The sequence below is a fragment of the Deltaproteobacteria bacterium genome (genome assembly GCA_016709225.1).
Classification (GTDB): Bacteria; Myxococcota_A; Polyangia; order Nannocystales; family Nannocystaceae; genus Xiheibacterium; species Xiheibacterium phototrophicum.
Genome location: JADJEE010000002.1, coordinates 1,320,350 through 1,343,650 on the forward strand (window position 1 = coordinate 1,320,350; position 23,301 = coordinate 1,343,650).

A 23,301-nucleotide genomic window follows, 5' to 3' on the forward strand; every position below is an offset into this window, starting at 1 on the left:
TCGTCCTGCTCGCGCCCCCACGACACGAGCTCCGCGTTCCCAGGATAACCCGCCGTCGGCGAGTGGTCACAAGGGCAGCGCGAGAAAAACGGAGAGCCCACGCGGGGTCGCCGGGCCCCCAAGAGGCCCGGCGCACCGGCGCAGATCAGGTATTGGAGCTATCGCGGGGCCTGCGAGTGACAGATCCCTGGCGCCGGGTCAGCCCGGGGGCTCGGTGAACTCCGCGAGGTCGCCACCACCGAGCTCGTACAGCGACTCGCCGCCGGTCGCCCAGAAGTGGTTGAGCGGCCCGAAGCCCATGCCCTCGAGCAGCACTCCGGCGGTGCCGACGTAGCTGAACAGGTTCTCCTGAATCCAGCCCTGCACCGGGTGCAGGCGATACTGCCCGATGAAGTCGCTCGTCATGTCCGAGACGTAGACGTACACCACGCCGGTGGTCGGCGAGGGCACGACCTCCATGCCGTCCATGTGGTCGCCGGCGAGCGACGGATAGTAGAACGCGATGCCCCAGCTGTTGTCGCTCGCGTCGTACTGCATCACGCGGCGGTAGCTCTCGTTGGACGCGAACCACACGTCGTTGACGTCGTCGTGGCCGATCTGCGAGAAGCCGCCGAGCCAGCCCGGCGGGGTCGCGATCACGCTGGTGCCGACGCCGAGGATGTTCTCGGTGAGCTGGCTGCCGCCGATGTACAGGCGGTCGTCGAGCGCGAACAGCTCCGACACGCTCGGCGACGGCGTGCCGAAGGCGGGGATCGTCTCGAGGTGCGTGATCACGCGGTTCTCGATCGGCCCCATCGCGTCGGGGTTGTTCGGGTGCTGATTGGGCTCGAGCTTGCCGTCGCCGTCGGAGTCCTCGAGCTCGATCTGGTAGACGTCGATGATGTTGGTCCAGTTGCCCAGCACGTAGAGCTTGTCGTCGAAGCCGTCGACGTCGTAGCCACCGAGGAAGCCCGAGCCGGTGTGGAAATCGGCGAACTGGTAGTACTCACCGGTGGGCACGTTGGTGCCGACCGGCTGCAGCGGCACGCACGAGGCCGAGGGCACGTCGCAGCCCTCTTGGTTGGCCGGGTTGCACACCTCGACGACCTCCCAGTGGGGCACGCCGTCGACGTTGCACTGCAGGACCTTGTTGGCCAGGCACGAGACGTCGCCGTCGAAGCACTCGACGCAGCCGACGTCCGGCAGGCACTTGTCGGGGTTGCAGTTCTGGCTGTCGATCTCTTCGCCGTTGGCGTCGCACTCGACTGCACGGTTCTCGCTCGTGCAGTAGACACCGGCTTCGCGCATCGCACAGAAGCCGTCGATGTTGACGTCGAACTTCGGGCCGGTGTCCCACGGCTCGCCGCTCGAGTCGCCCGGTTCCGCGGTGGTCTGCGTGGTCGCAGTCGTGGCGTCGGCGGTCGTCGGTGTGTTGCCGGTGGTGCCGTCGGTGCCGACCGAGGTGGTCAACGATCCGCCGCCGGTGAGGCTGGTGTTGCCGGTCGACTCGCCGCCCGCGAGCGTGTCGGAATTTCCGCACGCCAGCAGTGGCAGCGCCCAGAGCAGCTGCGTCGCAAGTGCAGTTCGTCCCCGCATCGTCATCGTCCCCATCCTCGTCCCCAGCTAGAGGAGGAAAGGATAGCGCAGGATCACCGCGCCTTGGAGTGTTCCGAACAATTTCTCGTCGGGTCGGCGGCGAGCCCCACCGCCCTCCAGGCGCCCGCCGACCCCCACCGAAAGCGGCGCGCGCCGCGAGCTTCGACCTCGTGCTCGGCGGCGAGCCGCGGTATCTCCACCCGTCATGTCCGGCGCCCTGCCCCCCGTGCCCCACGAACCTGGTCTGTGGAACGACGACCTCGCGCCGACGCCGACGGCGCAACGCACGTGGTCGCGCTGGCACGTCGCCGCGCTGTGGGTCGGCATGGCCGTTTGCATCCCGACCTACCTGCTGGCCGCCGACATGGTCGAGGCCGGCATGAGCGTGTTGCAGGCGATCGTCACGGTCGCGCTCGGCAACGTGATCGTGCTGGTCCCGATGATCCTCAATGCCCACCCGGGCACCGCCTACGGCATCCCGTTCCCGGTGTTCGCCCGCGCATCGTTCGGCGTCCGCGGGGCCAACCTCGCCGCCGTCGCCCGCGCGCTGGTCGCCTGCGGGTGGTTCGGCATCCAGACCTGGATCGGCGGCAAGGCGATCTACGCCATCGCAGCGGTGGCCGGGCACGGCGGCGGTGCAGCGTGGCCGGTGCTCGGCATCAACGGCGTGCAGCTGACGTGCTTCACCGCCTTCTGGCTCGTGAACGTGTACTTCATCGCGCGCGGCATGGAGGCCATCAAGTGGCTCGAGTCGGCGGCGGCGCCGTTGTTGCTGCTCGGCGGTACCGCGCTCTTGGTGTGGGCCTGGAGCACCCACGGCACCGGCGCGCTGCTCGGCCGCGAGGGCCTCCACGGCGCCGCGTGGTGGTCGACCTTCTGGCCGTTCCTCACCGCGATGGTCGGGTTCTGGGCGACGCTCGCGCTCAACATCCCCGACTTCTCGCGGTTCTGTCGCACGCAGCGGGACCAGGTCGTCGGCCAGACCCTCGGCCTGCCGGCCACGATGACGTACTTCTCCTTCATCGGCGCCGCGGTCTCGAGCGCGACCGGGACCTGGGATCCCAGCACGTTGATCGCGAGTTTCTCCTCGCCGCTGGTGGTCGTGCTCGGGCTGCTGGGCCTGGTGGTCGCGACGCTCTCGACCAACATCGCGGCCAACGTGGTCTCCCCCGCCAACGACTTCGCCAACCTCGCGCCCCGGCGCATCAGCGTGAAGCTCGGCGGCTACCTCACCGCCGCACTCGGCTTCGTGATCCTTCCTTGGAAGCTCGAGAACAACTACGTCTTCGGCTGGCTCAACGGCTACGGCGCGCTGTTGGGACCGATCGGCGGCATCCTCGTGGCGGACTACTGGCTCGTGCGCGACCGCGTGTTGGTGGTCGCCGATCTGTACCGCCGTGGCGGTCGTTACGAGTACGCGCGGGGGTGGAATCGCTGGGCCGTGATCGCGCTGGTCGTCGGCGTCGCCCCGAACGTGCCCGGCTTCCTGCACGCGGTGGCGTGGGTCGACGCGGTCCCCGCGATCTTCGACCAGCTCTACGCCTATACATGGTTCATCGGCTTCGGCCTCGCCGCGCTGGTGTACCGCCTCGGCATGGGGCGCATCCGCGAGCCGGACGCGCGACGGGATTCCTGACGAAGCTGACACCGCCGCGCTGCCACGCGGAGGACCCCGACGAATCGCGCCGCGGGAGCCTGGAAACTCGCGGGTCGAACGTGGTCTACCGGGGGTCAGGGCCGGATGAAGCACACCACAGCCAACTTGGGTCGAGGGACGACGTGCGCAGCCATCGCGGTAGCGCTGGGACTGGCCGCGTGCGGCGGCGACGACGACGGCCGCGGCACCGCGGGCGGCAGCGGCATCTCGAGCATCGGCTCGCAGCGCGGCGGCTCGCAGGAGAGCGGCGGCACGGCGGTCGAGAGCGACGGCGGTGAGGCCGACTCGGCTGGCGAGTCACTCGGTGAGGGTGGCACCACACCGCTGTTCGATCTCGGCAGCGCCGACGACGGCACCGGTCCGACGCCCGACGACGGCTGCAAGCGTGTCGACTTCCTGTTCGTGATCGACAACTCGGTGTCGATGCAAGACAACCAGGCCTCGCTGGTCGGCGCGTTCCCGGGCTTCATGGACGCCATCGCGGCCACGCTCAGCGCCGACAGCGACTACCACATCATGGTGACCGACACCGACGCGTGGGGCCGCTGCAACACGGTCAACGGCTTCGTGGGCAACGACCCCTCGTCGAACACCTGCGACAATTACATCAAGACCACGGCATTCGAGGAGTGCGACGCGGTGCGGGGCGCTGGCGTCATCCACCCCGCGGGGCAGTACAGCAGCGACGCACTGTGCACCTTGGCCGGTGGCAACCGCTACATCGAGCCCGGCGAGCCCGACCTCGGGGCCGCGTTCGCGTGCGTGGCCACCGTCGGCGTCGCGGGTCACCCCTCCGAGCGACCCATGGACGGCATGATCGCCGCGCTGTCGCCCGAGCTCAACATGGCCGGCGCGTGCAACGAGGGCTTCCTGCGCGACGACGCGCTGCTGGTGGTCGCGTTCGTCAGCGACGACCCCAACTATGAGGACTCCGGCACGCCGCAAGAGTGGTACGACGCGGTGGTCGACGCCAAGCTCGGCGATCCCAGCTCGGTGGTGGTGTTGGGCCTGACGCCGGCGTGGGACGGCTGCGCGACCTCGGGCCAGACCCGCGGTGAGCACTGGGCGGAGTTCGTGGGCCTGTGGGGCGACCACGGCGTGCACGGCAACGTCTGCGGCACCGCCGAGGAGTACGTCGCGTTCTTCCAGTCGGCGGTGTCGACCATCGACCAGGCCTGCGACGACTACAACCCGCCGGGCTGACGCTCCGGCGGCTGCGCCCCGACGCGCCCCGACGCGTGCTATGGTCCGCGCCGATCTTCCGCCTCCGGGGGCACCATGGACCGCGACATCTCGCAGCTGACCGCGCACCACACCTACGGCACCTGGCGCTACCAGAAGGGCTGGGCGCCGCTGCACGTCACCAAGGCGCAGGACTGCCACTTCTGGGACGCCAAGGGCAAGCGCTACCTCGATCTGTCCTCGCAGCTGGTGTGCACCAACCTCGGTCACCAGAACCAAGCCGTGGCCGACGCGATCGCCCAGCAGGCGCAGTCGCTGGCGTTCATCGGCCCCGCGTTCGCGTGCGACGTGCGGGCCGAGCTCGCGCTCGAGCTGCTCACGGTGATGCCCAAGGGGCTGGACAAGTTCTTCTTCGCGACCTCCGGCACCGAGGCCAACGAGACCGCGATCCGCATCGCGCGGCTGTACACCGGCAAGCAGAAGATCATCGCGCGCTACACCAGCTACCACGGCTCGACCGCGGGCTCGATGGCCGCCACCGGCGACTGGCGTCGCTGGACCACCGAGCCGGTCGGCACCATGCCGTGGGTGCTGCACGGGCCCGAGACCAACTGCTACCGCTGTCCGCTCGGGCGCAGCTACCCCGAGTGCGGGCTCGCGTGCGCCGACTACCTCGGCTACATGATCGACCACGAGCACGACATCGCCGCGGTGATCGTCGAGCCGGTGGTCGGCACCAACGGCGTGCTGGTGCCGCCCGCGGACTACCTGCCCAAGCTGGCCGAGCACTGCAAGCGTCGCGGCGTGCTGCTCATCGCCGACGAGGTGATGTCGGGCTGGGGTCGCACCGGTCAGTGGTTCGCGGTCGACAACTGGGGCGTCGTGCCCGACATCCTCGTGACCGCCAAGGGCGTGACCAATGCGATGGCGCCGCTGGGCGTGTGCGCGACCAGCCGCACCATCGCCGATCACTTCGACGATCACTTCTTCGCCTGCGGCCACACCTACGAGGCGCACCCGCTCACGCTCGCGCCCGCGGTCGCAGCGATCCGCGAGTACAAGCGGCTGGGGCTGATCGAGCGCGCCCGCACCGTCGGTGCCCAGCTCGGGGAGCGCCTGCGCGGGCTCGCCAGCAAGCACCCCAGCGTCGGCGACGTGCGCGGACTCGGGATGTTCTGGGCCATCGAGCTGGTCGAGAACCGCGACAGCCGCAAGCCGTTCAACACGCCCGACGACAAGGTCGCGCGCAAGCCCATGGTGGTCGACGCCGTCACCGCCAAGCTGATGGAGCTCGGCGTGTTCTGCATGGGCTGGATCTCGCATCTGGTGATCGCGCCGCCGCTCACGATCGACGACGCCGGCATCGACGAGGCCCTCGCTGCGCTCGATCAGGCGCTGGCGATCGCCGACGCCAAGTGCACCTGATCGGTCAGCCGGCGAAGCGCTCGCACCAACGCACGAGCTCGGCCTCGAGCGAGCGGCCCTCGACCAGCGCGTCGGGGAAGCCGACGTGGCCGCCGCGCTCGAACCACCGTACCTCGATGGCATCGCCGGCGGCGCGCAGCGCCGGCTCGACGCTCGCACGCGTGACCATCGGGTCCCAGCTCGCGCCGAAGTAGGCCGCGGGCAGCTCGAGCGCGCGCAGGTGTGGCGCGACCGAGGCCCGGCGCCAGTAGTCATCGACATCGGCGAAGCCGTGCCGCGGCACCACCACCACCCGGTCCCAGTCGCGGATCGTGCGGATCGCTGCGATCTCGGCCGCGGTGCCGGGCATCCGTGTGCCGCGGCGCGCCACGACCTGGCGGTGGCCCTCGACCAACGCGCGCAGCACGTGGGTGCGGTAGAGCGTGGCCCGGGGCGCGTCGATCACCGCGGCCGAGCGCGCGAGGTCCAGCGGGGAGCACACGGCTGCGATCGCCCGCAGCCGCGCATCGCCGGGCCGAAGTCCCAGGTGCAGCGCGACGTGACCACCCAGCGAGAAGCCCACCACCAGCAGCGTGCGCGCGAACGCCAGCGCCGGGTCTGCAACGACCACCTCGAGGTCGCCGACCAGGCCCGCGTGGTAGAGGTCCTCCCCGCGGCCGTCGGCGCCGCGCAGATCCACGCGCAGGTACGACCAGCCGCGCGCTGCGATCGCACGGGCGGCCCGCCGCACGTAGGGGCTGTCGGCGCTGCCACCGAGGCCATGCACGAGCAGCACGCAGGTGTCGTCGCCGCGGTGCAGTCGCCCACCGAGGCGGACCTCGCCCATCCGTTCGTCGGGCACCACGCACGACCACGGTGCGTCGGCGGGTGCGGACACCGGGCGCACGCGGTCGCGCAGGTGCGGCGCCAGGGTCCAGTAGTGGCCACCGGCACGCGCATGCAGCTGCGACCACGTCGCGGTGGCTCCGCGCACGAAGCTCGTCACGACGGTGGACACACCAGCGCGGCGCACCGCCGCAGCATCGCACGCCGACGCCTGGGATCGAAGCCTTGCGCGGCCCCGCGAAGCCGGATAGTAGGGTCTCGAGGGTCGTGATGGCGTCACGGCCGGCGGGTGTGGACATGGGTGAACGCAGGACGCAGACCACCGCGGGCACGGAGCTCACCGACGGCGACGGCGAGCGCCTCCTCGATCGACTGGTCGACGATCTCGCCGACAACCGCGCGCGCGGTCCGGCGCCGCGGGGCCCGATCACGGCGGTGGGCCTGTGCGTCGACGAGCGTCACCCGAGCCTGCCCGGTCGCGTGCGCGTGCAGGTCGAGTCGGGCGGCCATGTCACGCAGGCGTGGATTCCATCGCTCGCCCACCTGGTGGTGCGCACCGGCGACCGCGTGCTCGTGCAGGGCGTCGAGAACTGGCCCGAGCCGATCGTCACCGGGGTGCTCGATGGCTACGCGCCGGTCGAGGCGCCCGCGGCCCGCGAAGCCGCGACGCTGTCGCTGCGCGCCGACGAGTGCGTGACGATCCGCGACGATCGCGATCGACCGCTGCTCGAGATCCGCTGCGGTGCGCAGGGCCCCGAGCTGCGCCTGGCCCAGCCCGACGTCGCGCTCGAGGTGCCAGGCAAGCTGACCATGCGCGCCGGCGCGATCAAGCTGGAGAGCACCATCGGTGACGTCGAGATCGATGCCGTCGGTGACGTCCGCGTACGCGGCGAGCTGATCGAGCTCAACTGACAGCCGCCCGGGACCACCACGATGCGCCTGGTCAACACCACCCGCCTGACCGCCAAGCTGGTGCTGTCGCGCAGCCCCGAGCCCGGCGGACACACCACGCGCATGGGCACGCTCGTGGCCAAGGCCACCTTCGCACTCGCCGGCGAGCGTCCCGATCTCGAGGTCGCCAACGCCAAGCCGGTGCTCGACGCCGACGAGCCGAGCGAGCTCGGCGAGCTACCCTGCGATGTGCTGCCGCGGCAGCTGCCGTGCTTCGAGGTGCTGGTGCTGGGCCACGCGTGCACCACCGGCGGGCCGCAGGCCGCGTGCGACGTCGAGCTCGCGGTCGACGGCGTGAGCCGACGCGTCCGCGTCACCGGCGATCGACGGTGGTTGCCGAGCGCCGACGGCCACATCGCCGGTGCGCCGCAACCATTCGCACGCATGCCGATGACGTGGTCGCGCGCGTTCGGTGGCCACGCGCGCGTGCACGTCGACCGCGACGCCGTCGTCGAGGTCGCGGATCCCGTCAACCGTCACGGCCGCGGCTTCGATCCCGAGCCGCACGCGCGTGCGTTGTGCAAGTGGTTACGGGCGCCCGATGGCTTTCCTGTGATCGAAGACGCCGCCGCGCTGCCCAACCTCGTCGCCGCGGGCGTCGATCTGCGCACGCGTACGCAGGTGGTCGACGCGACCTGCTGGGCCACGGTGCCGCGCGACTGTGGCCTGGCCCTGCAGCCGCCGCAGGGCTGGCCCACCGCCGACAGCCCCGAGGCCGCCGCACGCCTGCAGCAGGATCGCGTGGCCCTGCGCGCGCACCCGGACTGGATCCTACCGCTGCCGGCGAGACCGCCGCGCGTGCGGCTGTCGGGCATGCGCCCCGACGGCGAGGTGCTCGCGTTCACGGTGCCGCAGCTGGCGGTGAGCGCCGACGGCAACTTCGGCGGCACTGCGGTACGCCTGCGACTGCGACCGGAGACGCTGCTGCTGTTGCCGGACGAGCGGCTCGGCGTGTTGGTCTTCCGCGCCAGCTTCCACGTTGCGGCCGTGCACACCAAGGGTCGCGCGCTGCGACTGCGTGTCGACGAGGGTTGGTTCGGCGCATCGGCGCCGTGAGGGAGTCGAGATGTCGTTCTACGTCCTCAACGCCACCGACATCGCCTGGCCCATGGTCATCTCGATGACCGTGCACGAGACGCTGCTGGCGGGTCCCGCCACGCCGACCCTCGAGGCGCCTGCGCCGATGTTCTGGCCGCCTGGCTTCGCGCTCGGCTGCAACAAGATGACGACCCGTGTCGTGCACCGCAAGAAGACGCTGGCGCAGCAAGGCCACGACATCGGCGTAGCCCTGCCCCACGTGAGCGTGCCGCCCGATCCCCTCAACGTGGTCGCGACCGCGCTATCGGGCCGCAAGGTGAACTTCGGCTCGACCAAGGTGCTGCTCGAGAAGCAGCCCGCCGGCGCGGGCATGTTGACCGCGTGGCCGCCGACGCCGATGACCGCGTGCTCGGTGCCATTCGGGCTGCCGACCGGCTGCGCACCGTTTGCTCGCCTCAACACCGTCGTGTTCGGGATGTCGCAGTCCGACTACGTGCTCGGCTGGGCCGAGATCGCCACCACCATCGTGGTGGGCATGGTCGCGGGCGCGGCGGGCAAGGCGGTCGAGGCGGAGTTCGGCAAGCTCGGCGGCTACCTCGTCGAGGGCGCGACAAAGGCTGCGCTGACCTACGCCGCCGGCTACGTGCGCTCGAAGCTGGTCTCGGGGCCGCAGAGCTACGGCGGCACCATGGAGTACCTCGGGCCCTACGTCACGGTGTCCTACGGCGTGCAGCGCGATGCCCAGGGCCAGGAGACGCGCACCGCCGAGGCCCGCGTCGGCGGCGTCGCGGGCTCGGTGAAGCGCGGGCCCGAGGGCGACACGACGGCGTCGCTCACCCATGTCGAGCAGGGCCCCGGCCGCGTCGCCGTGGTCGACGACCAGGGCCAGCGCACCGAGCTGGGCACCGGCTGGCGCGACTGGGGCGAGCCCATCGGGCCCGCGGAGCCGACGACATGACGCGCACGTCCGCCCGCGAGACCTACGACGCGACCGTGGGCCTGCTGCCGCGGGGGCAGGCGCCGCAGCTGATCTTCGCGATCGTGAAGATCACGATCGACCTCGGCACCGGCCGACGCACCACCGCGCAGCCGCTGCTGCACGACGTGTGGGATCCCGCGACGCCGGCTCGACTCGCGCCCGGCAGCGACTACTGGATCGACAAGCCCGCGTGCGACGTCACCGTCGTCGGCGACGCGATCGCGCCGGCGCCCGTGCGCGAGTCGGCGGTGGGCGTTCGCGTGGGCAACCGCGAGCTCGCCGTGCGCGTGCTCGGGCCGCGGGTGGTCGAGCACACCGCCGGCCGCGTCGGGTTCAGCGAGCCGGAGCACTTCGAGCGCATGCCGGTGACGTGGGCCCACGCCTACGGTGGCGCCGACCTGCGCGTGCCGGTGCCACCCGCAGAGACCCTCGCGGCGCAGCTCGAGCGCGCCGCCGATCATCCCGGCGTGTACCCGCGCAATCCCATGGGTAGGGGCTACGTGGTGGGCTCGATCCCCGCGGGCCTGCAGCTGCCCAACCTCGAGGATCCCGCGCGACCGCTGACGCCGGAGCTCATCGCCGCGGCAAGCCCGGAGCAGTGGTATCTGCGCCCGCCGCCGGTGTGCTTCGAGCTGGTGCCGCCGTTCGTGTTCCCGCGCTGTCTGCACTTCGGCGTCGACGCGTGGTACCCCGCGCCCGACGACGAGCGCCTGGCGGAGGTGCGCAGCGGCGCGCTGCCCCGGGGGTTCCGTGGTGCCGGCCTGCCCGAGCTCGCGCGACAGGAGGCCGCGGCCGGGCTGGCCTTCCCAGAGCTGCCCGCGGGCACGCCGTTCGCGGTCGCGGGCATGTCGGCCGACGCGCGCACGCTGACGTGCGCGATGCCAGCTGCGCCCCACGTGGAAATTGCGCTCGAGGGTCGTCGCGAACAGCTGCTCGCGCGACCGCAGCTGGTGGTGCTGCGACCCAACGAGAACCTCGCGACCTTCACCTTTGCCGCCGTCACCACGCACATGCACCGCCGCTTCATCCCCGGCATCCACCGCACGATCCCACTGACGGTGTCGGTCGACGGTGACGCGCCGATCGACCATGCGCCGCCACCGGTGCCGGCCGGCGGCGTGACGCCACCGCGTCCGGCTTGATACACTGGAGCCGCCGTGCAGGAGCCCGAACGCGGCGCCGTCCTCGGTGCATACACACTGGTCCGCTGCGAGCGCAGCGACGAGCTCGAGCAGCGCTGGCTCGCGCGCCGCAGCGACTCGGCCACCGCCGCCGTGACCATCCGCCTGCGACGCGCACCATCGGCGCGGGCGTTCGGTACCGAGGCCGAGCTCGGCGCCTTCCTCGAGCACCCCAACATCGTGCACGCGCGCGAGCAGATCGACGCCGAGCCGTGGACCGCGCTGGTCTGCGACTGGCGACCGGGCCTGTGGCTCCCCGAGCTTGCGCCCACGCTCGAGCGGCTGCGCCAAGCGTCGGAGCCCGAGTTCGTCACGGTCGTCGTGCACATCGCCGAGGGCTTGTTGGCCGCGCTCGCCCACGCCCACGCGCAGCTCGACGCCGGTGAACAAGCCGGCATCGTCCATGGCGCCGTGCAGCCCAGCGCGGTGTGGATCGATCGCAGCGGCGCGGTCGCGCTGGCCGGGTTCGGCGCGCCGCTGGGCGACGATGATCCCAGCCGCCTGCTCGATCGCGAGATCGGCCAGCTGCGCTACGCCGCACCGGAGCGGGTCGGCACGAGGGCGCGCACGCCCGCCGCCGACGTCTACGGCGTCGGTGCGATCCTCCACAGCCTGCTCGACGGTCGGCCGTACCGCGCCGATCAAGCCGACGCGCGCGCGGTCTACCAGGCGCTGCTCGCCGGCACCGTGCCCGAGCTGTCACGACCGGTGCCGCCGCAGCTCGAGGCGCTGCGCATCGCACTGCTCACGCGCGTGCCGGCCCAGCGCCCGCGCAACCCGGCCGCGATCGCAGCCCTGCTGCGCGGCTGGACCCGCACTGGCGATCCGGTCGCGCGTCTGGCCGCGCTCGTGACCGATCTGCTGCGCGAGCAGGCCGCGGCCAGCGATCGCGAGAGCGAGCTCGGAGGGCCACCCTTGCTCGACGCACCGGTCGCCATCCCCGGGCCGCAGGTGCCGATGCACGCGCCGCCTCCACCCTCGCTGCCGCCGCCACCCTCGCTGCCGCCGCCACCGATGCAGGTTCCGCCGCGGATGCCGAGCGCGCGGCCGCCCGCGGTCGCGGACGCGGAGCACACGATCGCGATCGACGACGGCGTGCTGGCGCAGATGCGTCGTGAGAGCAGCTCGCCGATGGTCGCGGCCCCGCCGGGCATGGTGGTGCCAGCGGCCGCGCCTCAGCCCCGCGCTGCACCTGCGGCGCAGGGGCCGAGTCCGGTGCCGTATCCATCGCAGGTCCCGCCCGCGCGTCCCCCGAGCGCCGCGATGCCGATCGGCGCGCCGCCCCAGGTGCCGGTGTTCGGCTCACCCGTCTCGCATCCGCAGGCCGCACGGACGACGAACCCACGTGCCGCGTCGGTGCACGCCGTGCCCACGGTCGCGCCCGACGAAGAGGCTACGTTCACGCACACGCTCGAGCGCACCCGCGAGAAGCGTCGCTTCCTCGGGCTCATCATCGCCGCGGCCGCGATCGCGATCGCCGTCGGCGTGGCGGTCGGGCTGGCCATCGCGAGCTGAGCTCGTTTGCCCGCGCGGACGCGGCGTCAGCCGGCGAGCAGCGACCACACCCACGCCACCAGCACGAACGGCGCCGCGACCCCGATCGCAATCATGGTGCCCGCGGCCGCGAGCGCGAGATAGTCACCGGCGCGCGCGCGGGGCTCGAGCTCGTGCTGGTGCCGCTCGAGCAGCGCGAGGTTGCGGGTGTTCGAGCGCCACAACAGGTCGAAGAGATCGCCGGCCACCGGGATCACGCCGAGCAACGTGTCGATGCCGATGTTGAGCAGCATCCGCGCGATCACGACCCGCGGCACGCCACGTCGTACGGCGGCCGCCACCACCGTGAAGGCGACGCCTCCGGTGACGAGATCGCCGAGGCCCGGCACCAGCGCGCCGAGGATCGCGTCGAGCCCGATGCCAAAGCGGGTTCCCGGCACGCGGACGAGGTCGTCGAGCCAGCGCACGACGTGGCCGACGCGCTCGACCTCGGCGGTGCGCACCAGGTGCTGCTCGGCCATCTGCTCGGCCTCGACGACGGGGTCCTGGGACGACCAGGGCTGCACGGACGTGGTGGCGGCGGACACGGGTGGCCACAACCTGCGCACGGACGCCGGCGTTGCAACCCATCCACGGAGTTTTCACGCGCTACTGCGCCAGCAAGACCGTCACCGAGCCCGCCGCGAAGGTCGCCGCAACCAGGTCGTCGTCGCCGTCGCCGTCGAGATCGCCGGCCAGCAGCCGCACGGCGGGCGCATCGAGGTCGTGGCTGCCGGTGGACACGATCGCCGAGGTGGTGTCGATGCGCAGGGTCGAGAGCGTGGGCAGGTCCTCGAGCACGACGCCGATGGCGTCGGCGTGGCCGCCGATCGCGGCGTCGAACGGCGCCGACGGCAGATCGAACGCCGCCTGCGCGACGTAGGCGCCATCGATGCGCAGCAACGGTTGCAGCGCATGATCGGCGCGGCTGGTCACGAGCAGCTCGTCGGTGCCGCTGGCATCGAAGTCGGCGGCATCGATCGAGAACGGCGCCACGCTCTCCGACAGCACCTCGAGCGGCGACCAGCCGGGGCCAGCGACGCTGCGCACCACCCCCAGCGCGCCGTCGTCGACCAGCACCACGTCGACGGCAGCGCTGCCGTCGACCTGCGCGAGCTCGAGTCCCGCGGGCTCGAACCCCGGCGGCGTCGCCAAGGTCGTGCTGCTGATCGGCCACGGCGTCGCGTCGTCGGTCGCGAGCGCGAGGTGTAGCTGCACGCCGTCACCGCCCGCGTCCACGGTGAGCATCACGAGGTCGTCACGGTCGTCGCCGTCGAAATCCGCGAAGCGACTCGATCGCAGCGCGCCCGAGGTCCAACTCGCGATGACATCGGCCGGTGAGAAGGTGCCGTCACCATTGCCGCGCGCGAACACGCCCTGCGCGTCGCAGGTGCCATAGAAGAGGTCGTCGATGCCGTCGTCGTCGATCGCTCCGACCACCGGGAACGCGCTGCAGGCCGGCACCGTGGCGTCGATCGGATCGCCGAAGCCACCGGCACCGTCGCCCTGCAGCGTCGCCGCCGCAACCACGCCGGCCTGGGTTCCGGTCACCAACAGATCGAGCACGCCGTCACCGTCGAAGTCCCCGAGCGCGAGCGCGAGCGGATCGAAGTCGATCGCCAGCGCGTGGGCCTGCGGCGGACCGAACGGGTCGAGCTCGCCGCCGCTGGACGAGCCCTCGGCGCCCGAGCTGCCGGAGGAGCTGTCGGGGTCCACGGTGGTTGCGGTCGCCGTCGTGGTCGGCCCCGAGGTGGTCGAGGCGCTGCCGGAGGGCCCGCTCGCGTCGGCGGACGCAAACGTGGTCTCGCCGCCGTCGCTCGAGCTGCCGTCGCCGGTGCCGGTGCCGACGTCGTCGCCGCACGCGGGCGCGACCACGCACCACAGCACCACCACCCGCGCCCATCCTCGCTGTCCAACCATGGGTTCCAAGGTGCCCGCCGTCGCGGGCGACCGCAAGGGTCGAGCGCGCGCCGCCGGCGGAGCGCGGACGCACATCGGGCCGACGTCGAACGAGACCGCCGCGCGACCGATCACGGAATCGCGGTGCGCCGTCCATCGCTGCACCACCGCGAGCGCGCGCGTCGACCATCGCGCTCAGTTCGGGGTGACCCGTGCTGGAACCCCTCGCGAGCCGGGGGCGGCGCCCGTGCTACGCTGACCGACGGGTCGTAGCTCCCTAAAAGATGGCGCGGATGATCACCACGGCGGCGACCGTGCTGGGCCTGCTGCTCACGCTCGCGTTGCCCATCTACCCCGACGGCATCACGCCGCTCATCGCCGGCTTCCTCGCGCTGTGCGGCATCGCGGGGCTGTTCGGTTTCGCCGACCGCAAGGCCCGCTACGAGCTGGCGATCATGGCGCCGTGGGGCGCCGCGCTCGTCATCGGCGTGCTCGTGGGCAGCATGCACAACGGCGAGTCGCAGCAGGCGATCGAGGACGCGCTGCCCTACCTGCTGTTCATCATCGGGTTGATCGGCGGCCGTGGTACCGGCCGTAGCGCGCGTCGGGTGTTACAGGCCGGGCTGTGGGTGTGCGTGATCGACAGCATCGTCTCGATCGCGCTGATGGACTCGTTCGCCGCCGGCGTGCGCTCGACCTTCAACTACTACAAGATCACCGCCGGCCTGCCGCTGGTGGGGCTCTACCTCGCGGCGGTGCTGCGCGACACGGCACCGCCGTCGCGCAGCGCTCGCAGCAAGTGGGTGCTGCACGCCGCGGTCGCGGTGGTGATGATCGTCGGCATCGTGTTGTCGGTGACGCGCGGCATGCTGATCGGCTGGATTCTCGGCGTGGTGGTCGCGGCCTACGTCCGCAAGCCCTCGCAAGCGCTGATGGGCCTGACCGTGTTGCTGGTCGCGCTGGTGGTGTGGTCGTCGGCGTTCGCCGAGCTGGGCAACGAGTACCTGCGCTTCGGGCAGGGCTCGACCATCGAGGGCCGCTTCCGCGAGGTCGAGGCCGCGTGGGCGGGGTTCGTGGCCGCGCCGTTCTTCGGGCAGGGTCTGGGCGCGATGGTCGACGTCGATGGCTTCCACAAGGCCTTCGTGCACAACCTCGCGGCCTACCAGCTGTGGAAGTTCGGCATCCTCGGGACCATGCTGCTGCTGGTGCCGCTCCTGGCGCTCGCGCGGGAGCTCGGCGGCGCATCGCGCAAGCTGCGGGCACATGCGCTCGGTGGCGCGGTCGCGGTGCTGGCCTACCTGGTCACGTGTGCCGCCTACAAGACCTACTACCTGGTATGGATCCTGGGCGCAGTGGTCGGCGCCAGCCTGAGCTTCTTCGAGCACCATCGCGCAAAGGGCAACGTGCGCGCGGTCGGTCGTGCCAGCGCCGCCAACAGTGAGCGACTCGCCGGCCAACGTCGATGACCCGCGGCACCGACGAACAGCGTCGACTCGACGCGATCCGAGATCACGCGCAACCCTGGCAGCGGTGGGGTCCATACCTGAGCGAGCGCCAGTGGGGCACGGTGCGCGAGGACTACAGCGCCCGGGGCAGTGCATGGGAGTCATTCCCCCACGACCATGCCCGCAGTCGCGCGTACCGGTGGGGTGAAGACGGGCTCGGCGGCTGGAGCGACGATCACCAGCTGCTGTGCCTTTCGGTCGCGTTGTGGAACGGCCGCGATCCAATCCTCAAGGAGCGCCTGTTCGGCCTGACCAACGCCGAGGGCAACCACGGCGAGGACGTCAAGGAGCTCTACTGGTACCTCGACGCACTGCCCTCGCACGCGTGGGCCTCGATGCTCTACAAGTATCCCCAGCGCGCGTTCCCCTACGAGCGCTTGCTGGCGGAGAACCGCGCGCGCGGGCGCGGGCAGGCCGAGTTCGAGCTGCTCGACACCGACGCGTTCGACGACGACCGCTACTTCGACGTGTTCGTCGAGTACGTCCAGTGCGCGCCGGGTGACACGCTCATGCGCGTGCGCGCGATCAACCGCGGGCCCGAGCCGGCGCCGCTGTGGATCGTGCCGCAGGCGTGCTCGCGCAACCGCTGGTCGTGGACCCACGCGCCTGGCCATCGGCGCCCACGCATGCACGGCCGCGAGCCCGGGGTCGTCGAGCTCGACGACCCCAAGCTGGGGCGGATGTGGCTCTACCACGCGCTCGAGGCCGAGGCGTTGTTCAGCGAGAACGACACCAACGTGCGGCGGCTGTTCGGGCTCGACGACGTGCACGGGCCCTTCAAGGACGCGTTCCACGAGTACGTCGTCGACGGCCGTCACGACGCGCTCGCGCATCAGGCCGCGGGCAGCAAGTTCGGTGCGCTGCAGCGGTTCGAGCTCCCCCCGGGCCCAGAGGTGCAGACCTTGCTGCGCTGCACCGCGGCGCCGTGCACGACGCCGCTGGCCGACGCCACGGCATGGTTCGAGCGCCGACGCGCCGAGGCCGACGCGTTCTACGACGCAGTGCAGTCGGACATGCCCGAGCCCGACGCCCGCGCCGTGCAACGGCAGGCGTTCGCGGGGCTCGTGTGGTCGAAGCAGTTCTACCACTACGATGTGCGCCAGTGGCTCGAGGGCGACCCCGACCAGCCGCCACCGCCCGGCGATCGCCGCGGCGGCCGCAACAGCAACTGGCGCCACCTCAACAACGCCGACGTCATCTCGATGCCGGACACCTGGGAGTACCCGTGGTACGCGAGCTGGGATCTCGCGTTCCACTGCCTGCCGCTGGCGATGATCGATCCCGAGTTCGCCAAGGCCCAGCTCGTGTTGCTGACGCGCGAGTGGTACATGCACCCGTCCGGCCAGCTACCGGCGTACGAGTGGGCCTTCGACGACGTCAACCCGCCGGTGCACGCGTGGGCGGCGTGGCGCGTGTTCAAGATCGAGGAGAAGCACCACGGCGGGCGCGGCGACCTCGCGTTCCTCGAGGGCGTGTTCCACAAACTCATGCTCAACTTCACCTGGTGGGTGAACCGCAAGGACGGCGAGGGCCACAACATCTTCCAGGGCGGCTTCCTGGGGCTCGACAACATCGGCGTTTTCGACCGCAGCAAGCCGCTGCCCACTGGGGGCTTCATCAATCAGGCCGACGGCACCGCCTGGATGGCGATGTACAGCCTCAACCTGATGCGCATCGCGTTGGAGCTGGCGCAGCACAACCCCGTCTACGAAGACATCGCGACCAAGTTCTTCGAGCACTTCCTACACATCGCCGAGGCCATGACCCGCGAGCTCGACGAAGGCCCGGGGCTGTGGGACGACGACGACGAGTTCTACTACGACGTGCTGTCGCTCCCCGGCGGACAGCGCGTGCCGCTGCGGCTACGATCGCTGGTCGGGTTGATCCCCATGTGCGCGGTCGAGGTCATCGATCCGGCGCTGCTCGAGAAGCTACCGGCGTTCCGCGAGCGACTCGAATGGGTGCTGACCCACCGCCCAGAGCTGGCCAAGCTGGTGTCACGCTGGCAAGAGCCCGGGCGCGGCGAGCGACGGCTGCTGTCGCTGCTGCGCGGCAGTCGGCTCAAGCGTCTGCTACGACGCATGCTCGACCCCGCGGAGTTCCTGTCGCCGTTCGGCGTGCGCTCACTGTCGGCCCACTACCGCGAGCAGCCCTATCACCTGCCGGTCGATGGCCACGCCGTCACCGTCGCTTACGAGCCGGGCGAGGCCACCACCGGGCTGTTCGGCGGCAATTCGAACTGGCGGGGGCCGATCTGGTTCCCGATCAACTTCCTGCTCATCGAGTCGCTGCAGAAATTTCATCACTACTATGGCGACGAGTTCGTGGTCGAGTGTCCGACCGGCTCGGGCACACACCTGACGCTGGCCGCGATCGCCGAGCTGCTCTCGCAGCGACTCACGGCGTTGTTCCTGCGCGACGCCGACGGTCGACGACCGGTGCATGGATCGCGTGCGCGGCTCCAGAGTGACCCGCGCTTCCGCGACTACGTGAGCTTCTTCGAGTACTTCCACGGCGACACCGGTGAGGGCCTGGGCGCATCGCACCAGACCGGCTGGACCGCGCTGGTGGCCAAGCTGCTGCAGCCCCGCTCGAGCTGACCGGGCCGGCCGCGAGCGCCCGCCGTGGCGCCGCGACGTGGTTTTTGCCGCGGCGGCTTCACGGATCGGCACGCGGGCGGGAACCTGTCGGCATGTCCCGGCGCAACGCCCTGGCCCTCGGTCTCGCGCTCCTGCTCGCAGCGCCGGTCCCGAGCGCGGCGGCGGCCCCCGAAGACGCCACCGCGACGGCCGCCGAAGACGCCACCGCGGCGGCCCCCGAGGCCACGACTGGCACCTGGCTGCGCCTGCGGGGCGACGACGACGACCTGCGCGAGCGCATGGACGCCGCGCTGCACGACGAAGCCCGCGCGCGCGGGCTGGTCGAAGGCGAGTCAGCACTGCAGATCGACGAGGTCGAGTGCGAACTCGCCGACACCGCGTGCCTGACCGCCGTGGGTCGGCGGCTGCGCACACAGTCCCTGCTGTTCGGCGCGCTGTCGAGCGACGACATCCGGCAGCTGCGACTCGCCCGCCTCGACGTCGTGACCGGCACGCTGGTGCGCGAGTACCAACAGCCGCTCGCGTCCGACCAGCTCGCGGGCGAGGGCTTCGTCCGCGTCGTGGCGGATGCCATCACCGCGCTGGCGGTCGAAGGCGATCCCGCGTGGGCACCGCAAGCCTCGCCGTCGCCCGTGCTTGCTGCGCCCGCACCACCGCCGCCACCGGCACCCGAGGTCGCGAGCGATGCCCCGCCGGACGCTGCGCCCGGACGCCTGCGCTGGGGACTCGCCGTCCGTACGCCGCGGTGGCAGTGGGCCGGCTTCGGTACCGGGATCGCAATCGCGACCCTCGGCCTGGTCTCCGGCGCCGTCGCCTCGGCACAGCTGCGCACGTCGCTGCCCGAGAAGCTGGCCAAAGCAGTGCAGGACAGCCTCACCGACGCCAAGGCCACGAACGACATCCCGCCATCGACGCCCGACTACTGCGTGCTCGCACGGCAGTCGTCAGATGGCGGCAAGACGGTGAAGAACGTGAGGGTCACCAGCCTCTGCAACGACGGCGAGAGCTTTGAGAAGCTGCAGATCGCAGGCTTCGCCACCTTCGGCGTCGGGCTGGCGACCACCCTGGTGTTCACAGGACTGCTCTACCTGCACCGCGGCAAGGCACTGCGCCGCGACGCGCGGCGCCCGAGCGTGACCGCGTGGACGACGGGCCGCGCCGGCGGCGTGCTGTGGACCGGCCGCTTCTGACATCGGCGAACACGACGAGACGCCGGTCGATCACGACGGCTCGCCGGTGCGGCCGAGGTACCACCGCAGCTCGCGGGCCCACCGCGCGAGGTCGTCCACCGTGACCACCGCGGTGTTGCCCGCACGCTCCTGCAGCGCCTCGACCAGCGCCTGCTTGGCCCGTCGCATGCGACTCTTCACGGTGCCGAGCGGCAGCTCGAGCACGACCGCGACCTCGGGCAGCGGCAAGTCCTCCCAGTAGTGCAGCTCGAGCGGCAGCTGCAGATCGAGCGGAAGCTGCCGCAGCGCGGCCAGGAGCCATCGCTGGGTCTGTCTTCGCGCTGCGACCTGGCTCGGCGAGGTGAGTGCCGCGGCATCGAAGAGCTCGAGCGCACGGTCGCGGCGTTGCTCGCGATCCTGCTCGCGATACTCGGCGACCAACACGCGATGGGCGATGCCCAGCAGGTACGCGCGAAACGGCAGCTCGGCGGGCACACGCTCGCGCGACTCGACGCAGGCCAGCATCGTGCGCTGGATGAGATCGGCGGCACGGGTGGGCACGCGCGCCGCGAACAAGCGACACAGGCTGGGGAAGTGCAGCTGCAGCAGTCGATCGCCGGCCCTCGCGTCGCCACCGCGCCAGGCCTCGAGCAGCGCCCGCGACTCATGGTCGCTCACGGTGGCACACCCCCCACGGCCGCGAGGTCGGCCTCGATCGCCGCCGACTCGGCATCGTCGACACCTTCGGTGCGCTTGATCGCGGCGGCACGGGTGAGCTCGACGCGCGCACCGGCGAGATCGCCCTGCGCGCGGGCGAGCAGCCCGAGATCGTGGTGGACTCCGGCCAGCCGCGGGTGCTCGGCACCGAGCCGCCGCTCCAGCAGGGCCAGCGCCGTCGCGAGCTCGCGCGTCGCAGCGACGTGGTCGCCGAGCTCGCGATCGCTGATGCCGAGGCTGTGCCACGCAACCCCGGCCGCGATCGAGTCGGCGCCGAGTTGCGCTTCGATCGTCGCGACCGCCCGACGCGCGACCTCGCGGGCGAGCTCGTGCTCGTCGAGGTGTCGCAGCACGTTGGCGTAGTCGATGAGCAGGATGCCGTGGTTGGGCCGCACCGTGCCGGGTCGCTCGTGGATCGCGACCACGGGATCGAGCAACGCGCGTGCGGCCGCGGGGTCGCCGGCCTCGTCGAGCGCGCTGGCGAGGTTGATGACGGTGTCGAGGGTCTCGTCGTGCTCTTCGCCGAGCAGCTCGCGACGCAGCGACAGCGCCTGCCGCAGCTCCACGATCGCCGCCGCGGCGTCGCCACCGGCCAGCAGGATCGAGCCCAGGGTGTAGTGCGCGAGCGCGACGTCGGGGTGGTGCTCGCCCAGGGCATCGCGCCAGATCGCCAACGCCTCGCGACAGGTGGCCTCGGCGCGCGCGCGTTGCCCCGATGCCAGCAACGCGGTCGCGAGGTTGTGCAGGGTGATCGCGAGGTCGGGATGACGATCGCCCAGCCGAGGTCGCTTGTGAGCGACCACCGCCTCGTAGGCGTCGATCGCCGCCGCATGATCACCCAGGTGCGTCCACGCGCCAGCGAGGTTGTCGCGCGCGCGCATCGACGCCAGGGTCTCGGGACCACCCTCGGCGAGCTGCAGCTCGAGATCGACGCGATAGTGTTCGGCCGCCCTCGCCCACTGACCACGCGCACCGGCGAGGTGCCCGAGCTGTCGCTCGACCTCGGCGCGCAGCCGCGTGGCTTCGCCGGCGCGGGCCAGCGCGGCCCAGGCCTGCCGCGCCCAGTGATCGGCCAGCTCGAGCTGCCCGCGATGCAAGCCCGTGACCCCCACCGACAGCGCCGCCGCATGGACCGCCGCCGCGCGCTCGTCGAGCGCCTGCGCGTGTTCGAAGCTCCACGCGAGCATCTGCTCGGCGTCGGCGTAGCGGCCGTCGCGGTCGAGCGCACGCGCGATCGAGATCCCCGCCCACACCCGCGACGCACCGGTGTCGGCGCCACTTCGGATCGCGAGCATGGTCGGTGCAGCCGCGGCCGCCTGCTCGGCGGCCTCGCGCACGCGCCCGGTCGCGAGCAGGGCTTCGATCTCGATCATCTGCGGATCGACGCCGTCGGGCACCGTCCAGCGGCGGGCCGCGCCGCAGTCGTCGGGGTCGACCAGTTGCTCGACGGCATCGACCGCACCGAACGCCGCCTCGGCGCCGCCGTCCCGCCAGTGATGCACGAGTGCGACGCCACCGGCGCGGGCCCGCTCGAGGCACGCGACACTCGCAGCGTCGCGCTGCACTTCGCACGCTTGCGTGCGCGCGCGGGCCCACGCGGCACCGAGCGCGCTCATGCGATCGTCGAGCGCCGCCATCGCCCCCACGGCGACCCCCGGTGCGTCGCGGGCAAACACGCGGGCGACGGCCTCGCGGGCCTCGCCGTTCCACACCTGCGACCAGCCGGGATCGTCGGAGGCACACGCGCTCGGCGTCGGCGGACCCCGCATGGCCACGCCCACCTGCACCGTCAGCGCGACGCCGCCGAGCACGAGCGCGACGGCGCGTGCACGCGGGCCCCGAGCCGCACGACGGCTCGCAGACTCGAGCGCGGCCAGCAACGTGGACATGTCGGGCCAGCGATCCGACGGCGCCGGGGCGAGGCCACGCTCGATCACCCGCACCAGTCGCGCCGAGACCCCGGCTCGCCGCGGTAGCACCGGCGGCATGCGCTTGAGCGCCACGAGCTCGTCCATCGTCGTGAAGCGCGGGCGCCCCCACAGCGCCACCCGCAGCGCGAAGCAGAACGCGTACTGATCGGCGCGTGGATCGAGCACCGCACCGGCGTGCTGCTCGGGCGCCATGAACATGGGCGTGCCCAGCACCACGCCCTGTTCGGTCTCGACCCAAGGTGCGCTCGCGACCGCGTGGGGCGATGGCGGCACCAGGCTGTCGTCGGTGCCGCCGCGGGGCAACGTGAGCCCGAAGTCGGCCACGCGGATACGACCATCGCGACCGACCAGCACGTTGTGGGGCTTGAAGTCGCGGTGCAAGAGTCCCTGGGCGTGGGCGGCCGCGAGCCCGCGACCAGCGGCCACGAACGCCGCCACGATCTCGGCTGGCGCACGCGGGGTCGCGAGCCAGCTCGCGAGGTCCTCGCCCTCGACCAGCTCCATGACGAGGTACACGCCGCGGGTGGCGATGCGGCCCTCGGCGATCCACGGCAGCGGACCGTCGAAGCGACCGACGTCGTAGACCGCGACGACGTTGGGATGGGCGAGCCGCGCGAGCGCTTGGGCCTCGCGGAGCAGCCGTTGGTCGCCACCCGCAGAGTCCCGAGCGCCGCGATCGGCACGCACGAGCTTGATCGCGACCTCGCGTGCCAGCTGCGGATCGCGGCCGCGCAGCACCACGCCCGCGCCACCCGAGCCGAGCGCGGCGGTGACCTCGTAGCGACCGAAGCGGATCTGCGACACGCCGCCGCCGAAGAGCCGCGCCCGCACCTCGTCGAGCAGCGCCGCCTGACCGGGCATCGTCGAGGTGCCAGGACCCCCTGCGAGCGCCGCGTCGAGCAGCTGCTCGGCCCACGCGACGGTGGCCGTGGAATCCACGACCCCACGCTACCGAACTCTGCCGCGCCGCGCTCGCGCGGCGGCCGTGGCCGGGCCCCTAGCCGCGCGCGCGCGCGCCGGCGAGTGCGATCTCGTGGCGGTGCTGGGGGCGGTTCTGCGGGCGGGCGACGGCGAATCGGGAAAATTCGCGAGCCCGTGATCCGCGAGCCGCCGCGCGCCAATTGCCGCGCGAGG

The 23,301-nt window shown here is 71.8% G+C and carries 17 protein-coding genes; 11 read left to right on the forward strand and 6 right to left on the reverse strand.

The window, feature by feature from the left end:
* Window positions 1–198: 198 nt before the first annotated feature.
* Complete coding sequence (locus tag IPH07_19730; GenBank protein ID MBK6919635.1) at window positions 199–1,581, reverse strand: hypothetical protein; 1,383 nt, start codon at window positions 1,579–1,581, stop codon at window positions 199–201.
* A 199-nt stretch (window positions 1,582–1,780) separates the two neighbouring features.
* On the opposite strand from IPH07_19730, the gene IPH07_19735 reads away from it, so the two are divergent.
* From IPH07_19735 to IPH07_19745, 3 genes are all read left to right on the forward strand, one after another.
* The gene (locus tag IPH07_19735) at window positions 1,781–3,211 is read left to right on the forward strand and encodes an NCS1 family nucleobase:cation symporter-1 (GenBank protein MBK6919636.1); all 1,431 of its coding nucleotides are present in this window, start codon (window positions 1,781–1,783) and stop codon (window positions 3,209–3,211) included.
* A 105-nt stretch (window positions 3,212–3,316) separates the two neighbouring features.
* Window positions 3,317–4,435 carry a hypothetical protein gene (locus IPH07_19740; GenBank protein MBK6919637.1) on the forward strand — a complete coding sequence of 373 codons (1,119 nt, stop codon included), beginning with the start codon at window positions 3,317–3,319 and terminating at the stop codon, window positions 4,433–4,435.
* Between the two features lie 75 nt (window positions 4,436–4,510).
* The gene (locus IPH07_19745; GenBank protein ID MBK6919638.1) at window positions 4,511–5,839 is read left to right on the forward strand and encodes an aminotransferase class III-fold pyridoxal phosphate-dependent enzyme; all 1,329 of its coding nucleotides are present in this window, start codon (window positions 4,511–4,513) and stop codon (window positions 5,837–5,839) included.
* Between the two features lie 4 nt (window positions 5,840–5,843).
* Here IPH07_19745 and IPH07_19750 read toward each other — a convergent pair whose 3' ends face one another.
* Window positions 5,844–6,824 carry an alpha/beta fold hydrolase gene (locus tag IPH07_19750; protein ID MBK6919639.1) on the reverse strand — a complete coding sequence of 327 codons (981 nt, stop codon included), beginning with the start codon at window positions 6,822–6,824 and terminating at the stop codon, window positions 5,844–5,846.
* A 137-nt stretch (window positions 6,825–6,961) separates the two neighbouring features.
* Between IPH07_19750 and IPH07_19755 the strand changes: the two genes are divergently transcribed.
* From IPH07_19755 to IPH07_19775, 5 genes are read left to right on the forward strand one after another with little or no spacing between them, the layout of a single operon-like run.
* Window positions 6,962–7,576: a hypothetical protein gene (locus IPH07_19755; protein MBK6919640.1), complete on the forward strand. Its 615-nt coding sequence runs from the start codon at window positions 6,962–6,964 to the stop codon at window positions 7,574–7,576.
* Between the two features lie 21 nt (window positions 7,577–7,597).
* Window positions 7,598–8,671: a DUF2169 domain-containing protein gene (locus IPH07_19760; protein MBK6919641.1), complete on the forward strand. Its 1,074-nt coding sequence runs from the start codon at window positions 7,598–7,600 to the stop codon at window positions 8,669–8,671.
* A gap of 10 nt (window positions 8,672–8,681) precedes the next feature.
* Window positions 8,682–9,611, forward strand: a complete 930-nt coding sequence (locus IPH07_19765; GenBank protein ID MBK6919642.1) for a hypothetical protein — start codon at window positions 8,682–8,684, stop codon at window positions 9,609–9,611.
* Complete coding sequence (locus IPH07_19770; protein MBK6919643.1) at window positions 9,608–10,774, forward strand: DUF2169 domain-containing protein; 1,167 nt, start codon at window positions 9,608–9,610, stop codon at window positions 10,772–10,774. Before IPH07_19765 ends, IPH07_19770 begins: the two co-directional genes overlap by 4 nt.
* 15 nt (window positions 10,775–10,789) lie before the next feature.
* Window positions 10,790–12,328, forward strand: coding sequence for a hypothetical protein (locus tag IPH07_19775; protein MBK6919644.1), 1,539 nt, complete (start codon window positions 10,790–10,792; stop codon window positions 12,326–12,328).
* A 26-nt stretch (window positions 12,329–12,354) separates the two neighbouring features.
* On the opposite strand, the gene IPH07_19780 is transcribed toward IPH07_19775, so the two are convergent.
* Both IPH07_19780 and IPH07_19785 read right to left on the reverse strand, forming a co-directional pair.
* The gene (locus tag IPH07_19780) at window positions 12,355–12,894 is read right to left on the reverse strand and encodes a DUF4112 domain-containing protein (GenBank protein ID MBK6919645.1); all 540 of its coding nucleotides are present in this window, start codon (window positions 12,892–12,894) and stop codon (window positions 12,355–12,357) included.
* 61 nt (window positions 12,895–12,955) lie between these two features.
* Window positions 12,956–14,266 carry a VCBS repeat-containing protein gene (locus tag IPH07_19785; protein ID MBK6919646.1) on the reverse strand — a complete coding sequence of 437 codons (1,311 nt, stop codon included), beginning with the start codon at window positions 14,264–14,266 and terminating at the stop codon, window positions 12,956–12,958.
* Between the two features lie 272 nt (window positions 14,267–14,538).
* Between IPH07_19785 and IPH07_19790 the strand changes: the two genes are divergently transcribed.
* The 3 genes from IPH07_19790 (at window position 14,539) to IPH07_19800 (ending at window position 19,540) form a co-directional block, all read left to right on the forward strand.
* Complete coding sequence (locus tag IPH07_19790) at window positions 14,539–15,711, forward strand: hypothetical protein (protein MBK6919647.1); 1,173 nt, start codon at window positions 14,539–14,541, stop codon at window positions 15,709–15,711.
* Window positions 15,708–18,350 (forward strand): glucosidase, encoded by a 2,643-nt coding sequence (locus tag IPH07_19795; GenBank protein ID MBK6919648.1) that lies wholly within the window; start codon window positions 15,708–15,710, stop codon window positions 18,348–18,350. The genes IPH07_19790 and IPH07_19795 overlap by 4 nt, the downstream gene beginning before the upstream one ends.
* Before the next feature lie 92 nt (window positions 18,351–18,442).
* Window positions 18,443–19,540, forward strand: a complete 1,098-nt coding sequence (locus tag IPH07_19800; protein ID MBK6919649.1) for a hypothetical protein — start codon at window positions 18,443–18,445, stop codon at window positions 19,538–19,540.
* A gap of 30 nt (window positions 19,541–19,570) precedes the next feature.
* On the opposite strand, the gene IPH07_19805 is transcribed toward IPH07_19800, so the two are convergent.
* Together IPH07_19805 and IPH07_19810 are read right to left on the reverse strand one after the other, a co-directional pair.
* Window positions 19,571–20,173: an RNA polymerase sigma factor gene (locus tag IPH07_19805; protein MBK6919650.1), complete on the reverse strand. Its 603-nt coding sequence runs from the start codon at window positions 20,171–20,173 to the stop codon at window positions 19,571–19,573.
* Between the two features lie 20 nt (window positions 20,174–20,193).
* Window positions 20,194–23,106: a serine/threonine protein kinase gene (locus IPH07_19810; protein ID MBK6919651.1), complete on the reverse strand. Its 2,913-nt coding sequence runs from the start codon at window positions 23,104–23,106 to the stop codon at window positions 20,194–20,196.
* Between the last annotated feature and the right edge of the window lie 195 nt (window positions 23,107–23,301).

Coding starts and splice junctions, on each gene's coding strand:
- IPH07_19730 (MBK6919635.1), bottom strand. CDS start 1,581: ATGACGATGCGGGGACGAACTGCACTTGCGACGCAGCTGCTCTGGGCG.
- IPH07_19735 (MBK6919636.1), top strand. CDS start 1,781: ATGTCCGGCGCCCTGCCCCCCGTGCCCCACGAACCTGGTCTGTGGAAC.
- IPH07_19740 (MBK6919637.1), top strand. CDS start 3,317: ATGAAGCACACCACAGCCAACTTGGGTCGAGGGACGACGTGCGCAGCC.
- IPH07_19745 (MBK6919638.1), top strand. CDS start 4,511: ATGGACCGCGACATCTCGCAGCTGACCGCGCACCACACCTACGGCACC.
- IPH07_19755 (MBK6919640.1), top strand. CDS start 6,962: ATGGGTGAACGCAGGACGCAGACCACCGCGGGCACGGAGCTCACCGAC.
- IPH07_19760 (MBK6919641.1), top strand. CDS start 7,598: ATGCGCCTGGTCAACACCACCCGCCTGACCGCCAAGCTGGTGCTGTCG.
- IPH07_19765 (MBK6919642.1), top strand. CDS start 8,682: ATGTCGTTCTACGTCCTCAACGCCACCGACATCGCCTGGCCCATGGTC.
- IPH07_19770 (MBK6919643.1), top strand. CDS start 9,608: ATGACGCGCACGTCCGCCCGCGAGACCTACGACGCGACCGTGGGCCTG.
- IPH07_19785 (MBK6919646.1), bottom strand. CDS start 14,266: ATGGTTGGACAGCGAGGATGGGCGCGGGTGGTGGTGCTGTGGTGCGTG.
- IPH07_19790 (MBK6919647.1), top strand. CDS start 14,539: ATGATCACCACGGCGGCGACCGTGCTGGGCCTGCTGCTCACGCTCGCG.
- IPH07_19795 (MBK6919648.1), top strand. CDS start 15,708: ATGACCCGCGGCACCGACGAACAGCGTCGACTCGACGCGATCCGAGAT.
- IPH07_19800 (MBK6919649.1), top strand. CDS start 18,443: ATGTCCCGGCGCAACGCCCTGGCCCTCGGTCTCGCGCTCCTGCTCGCA.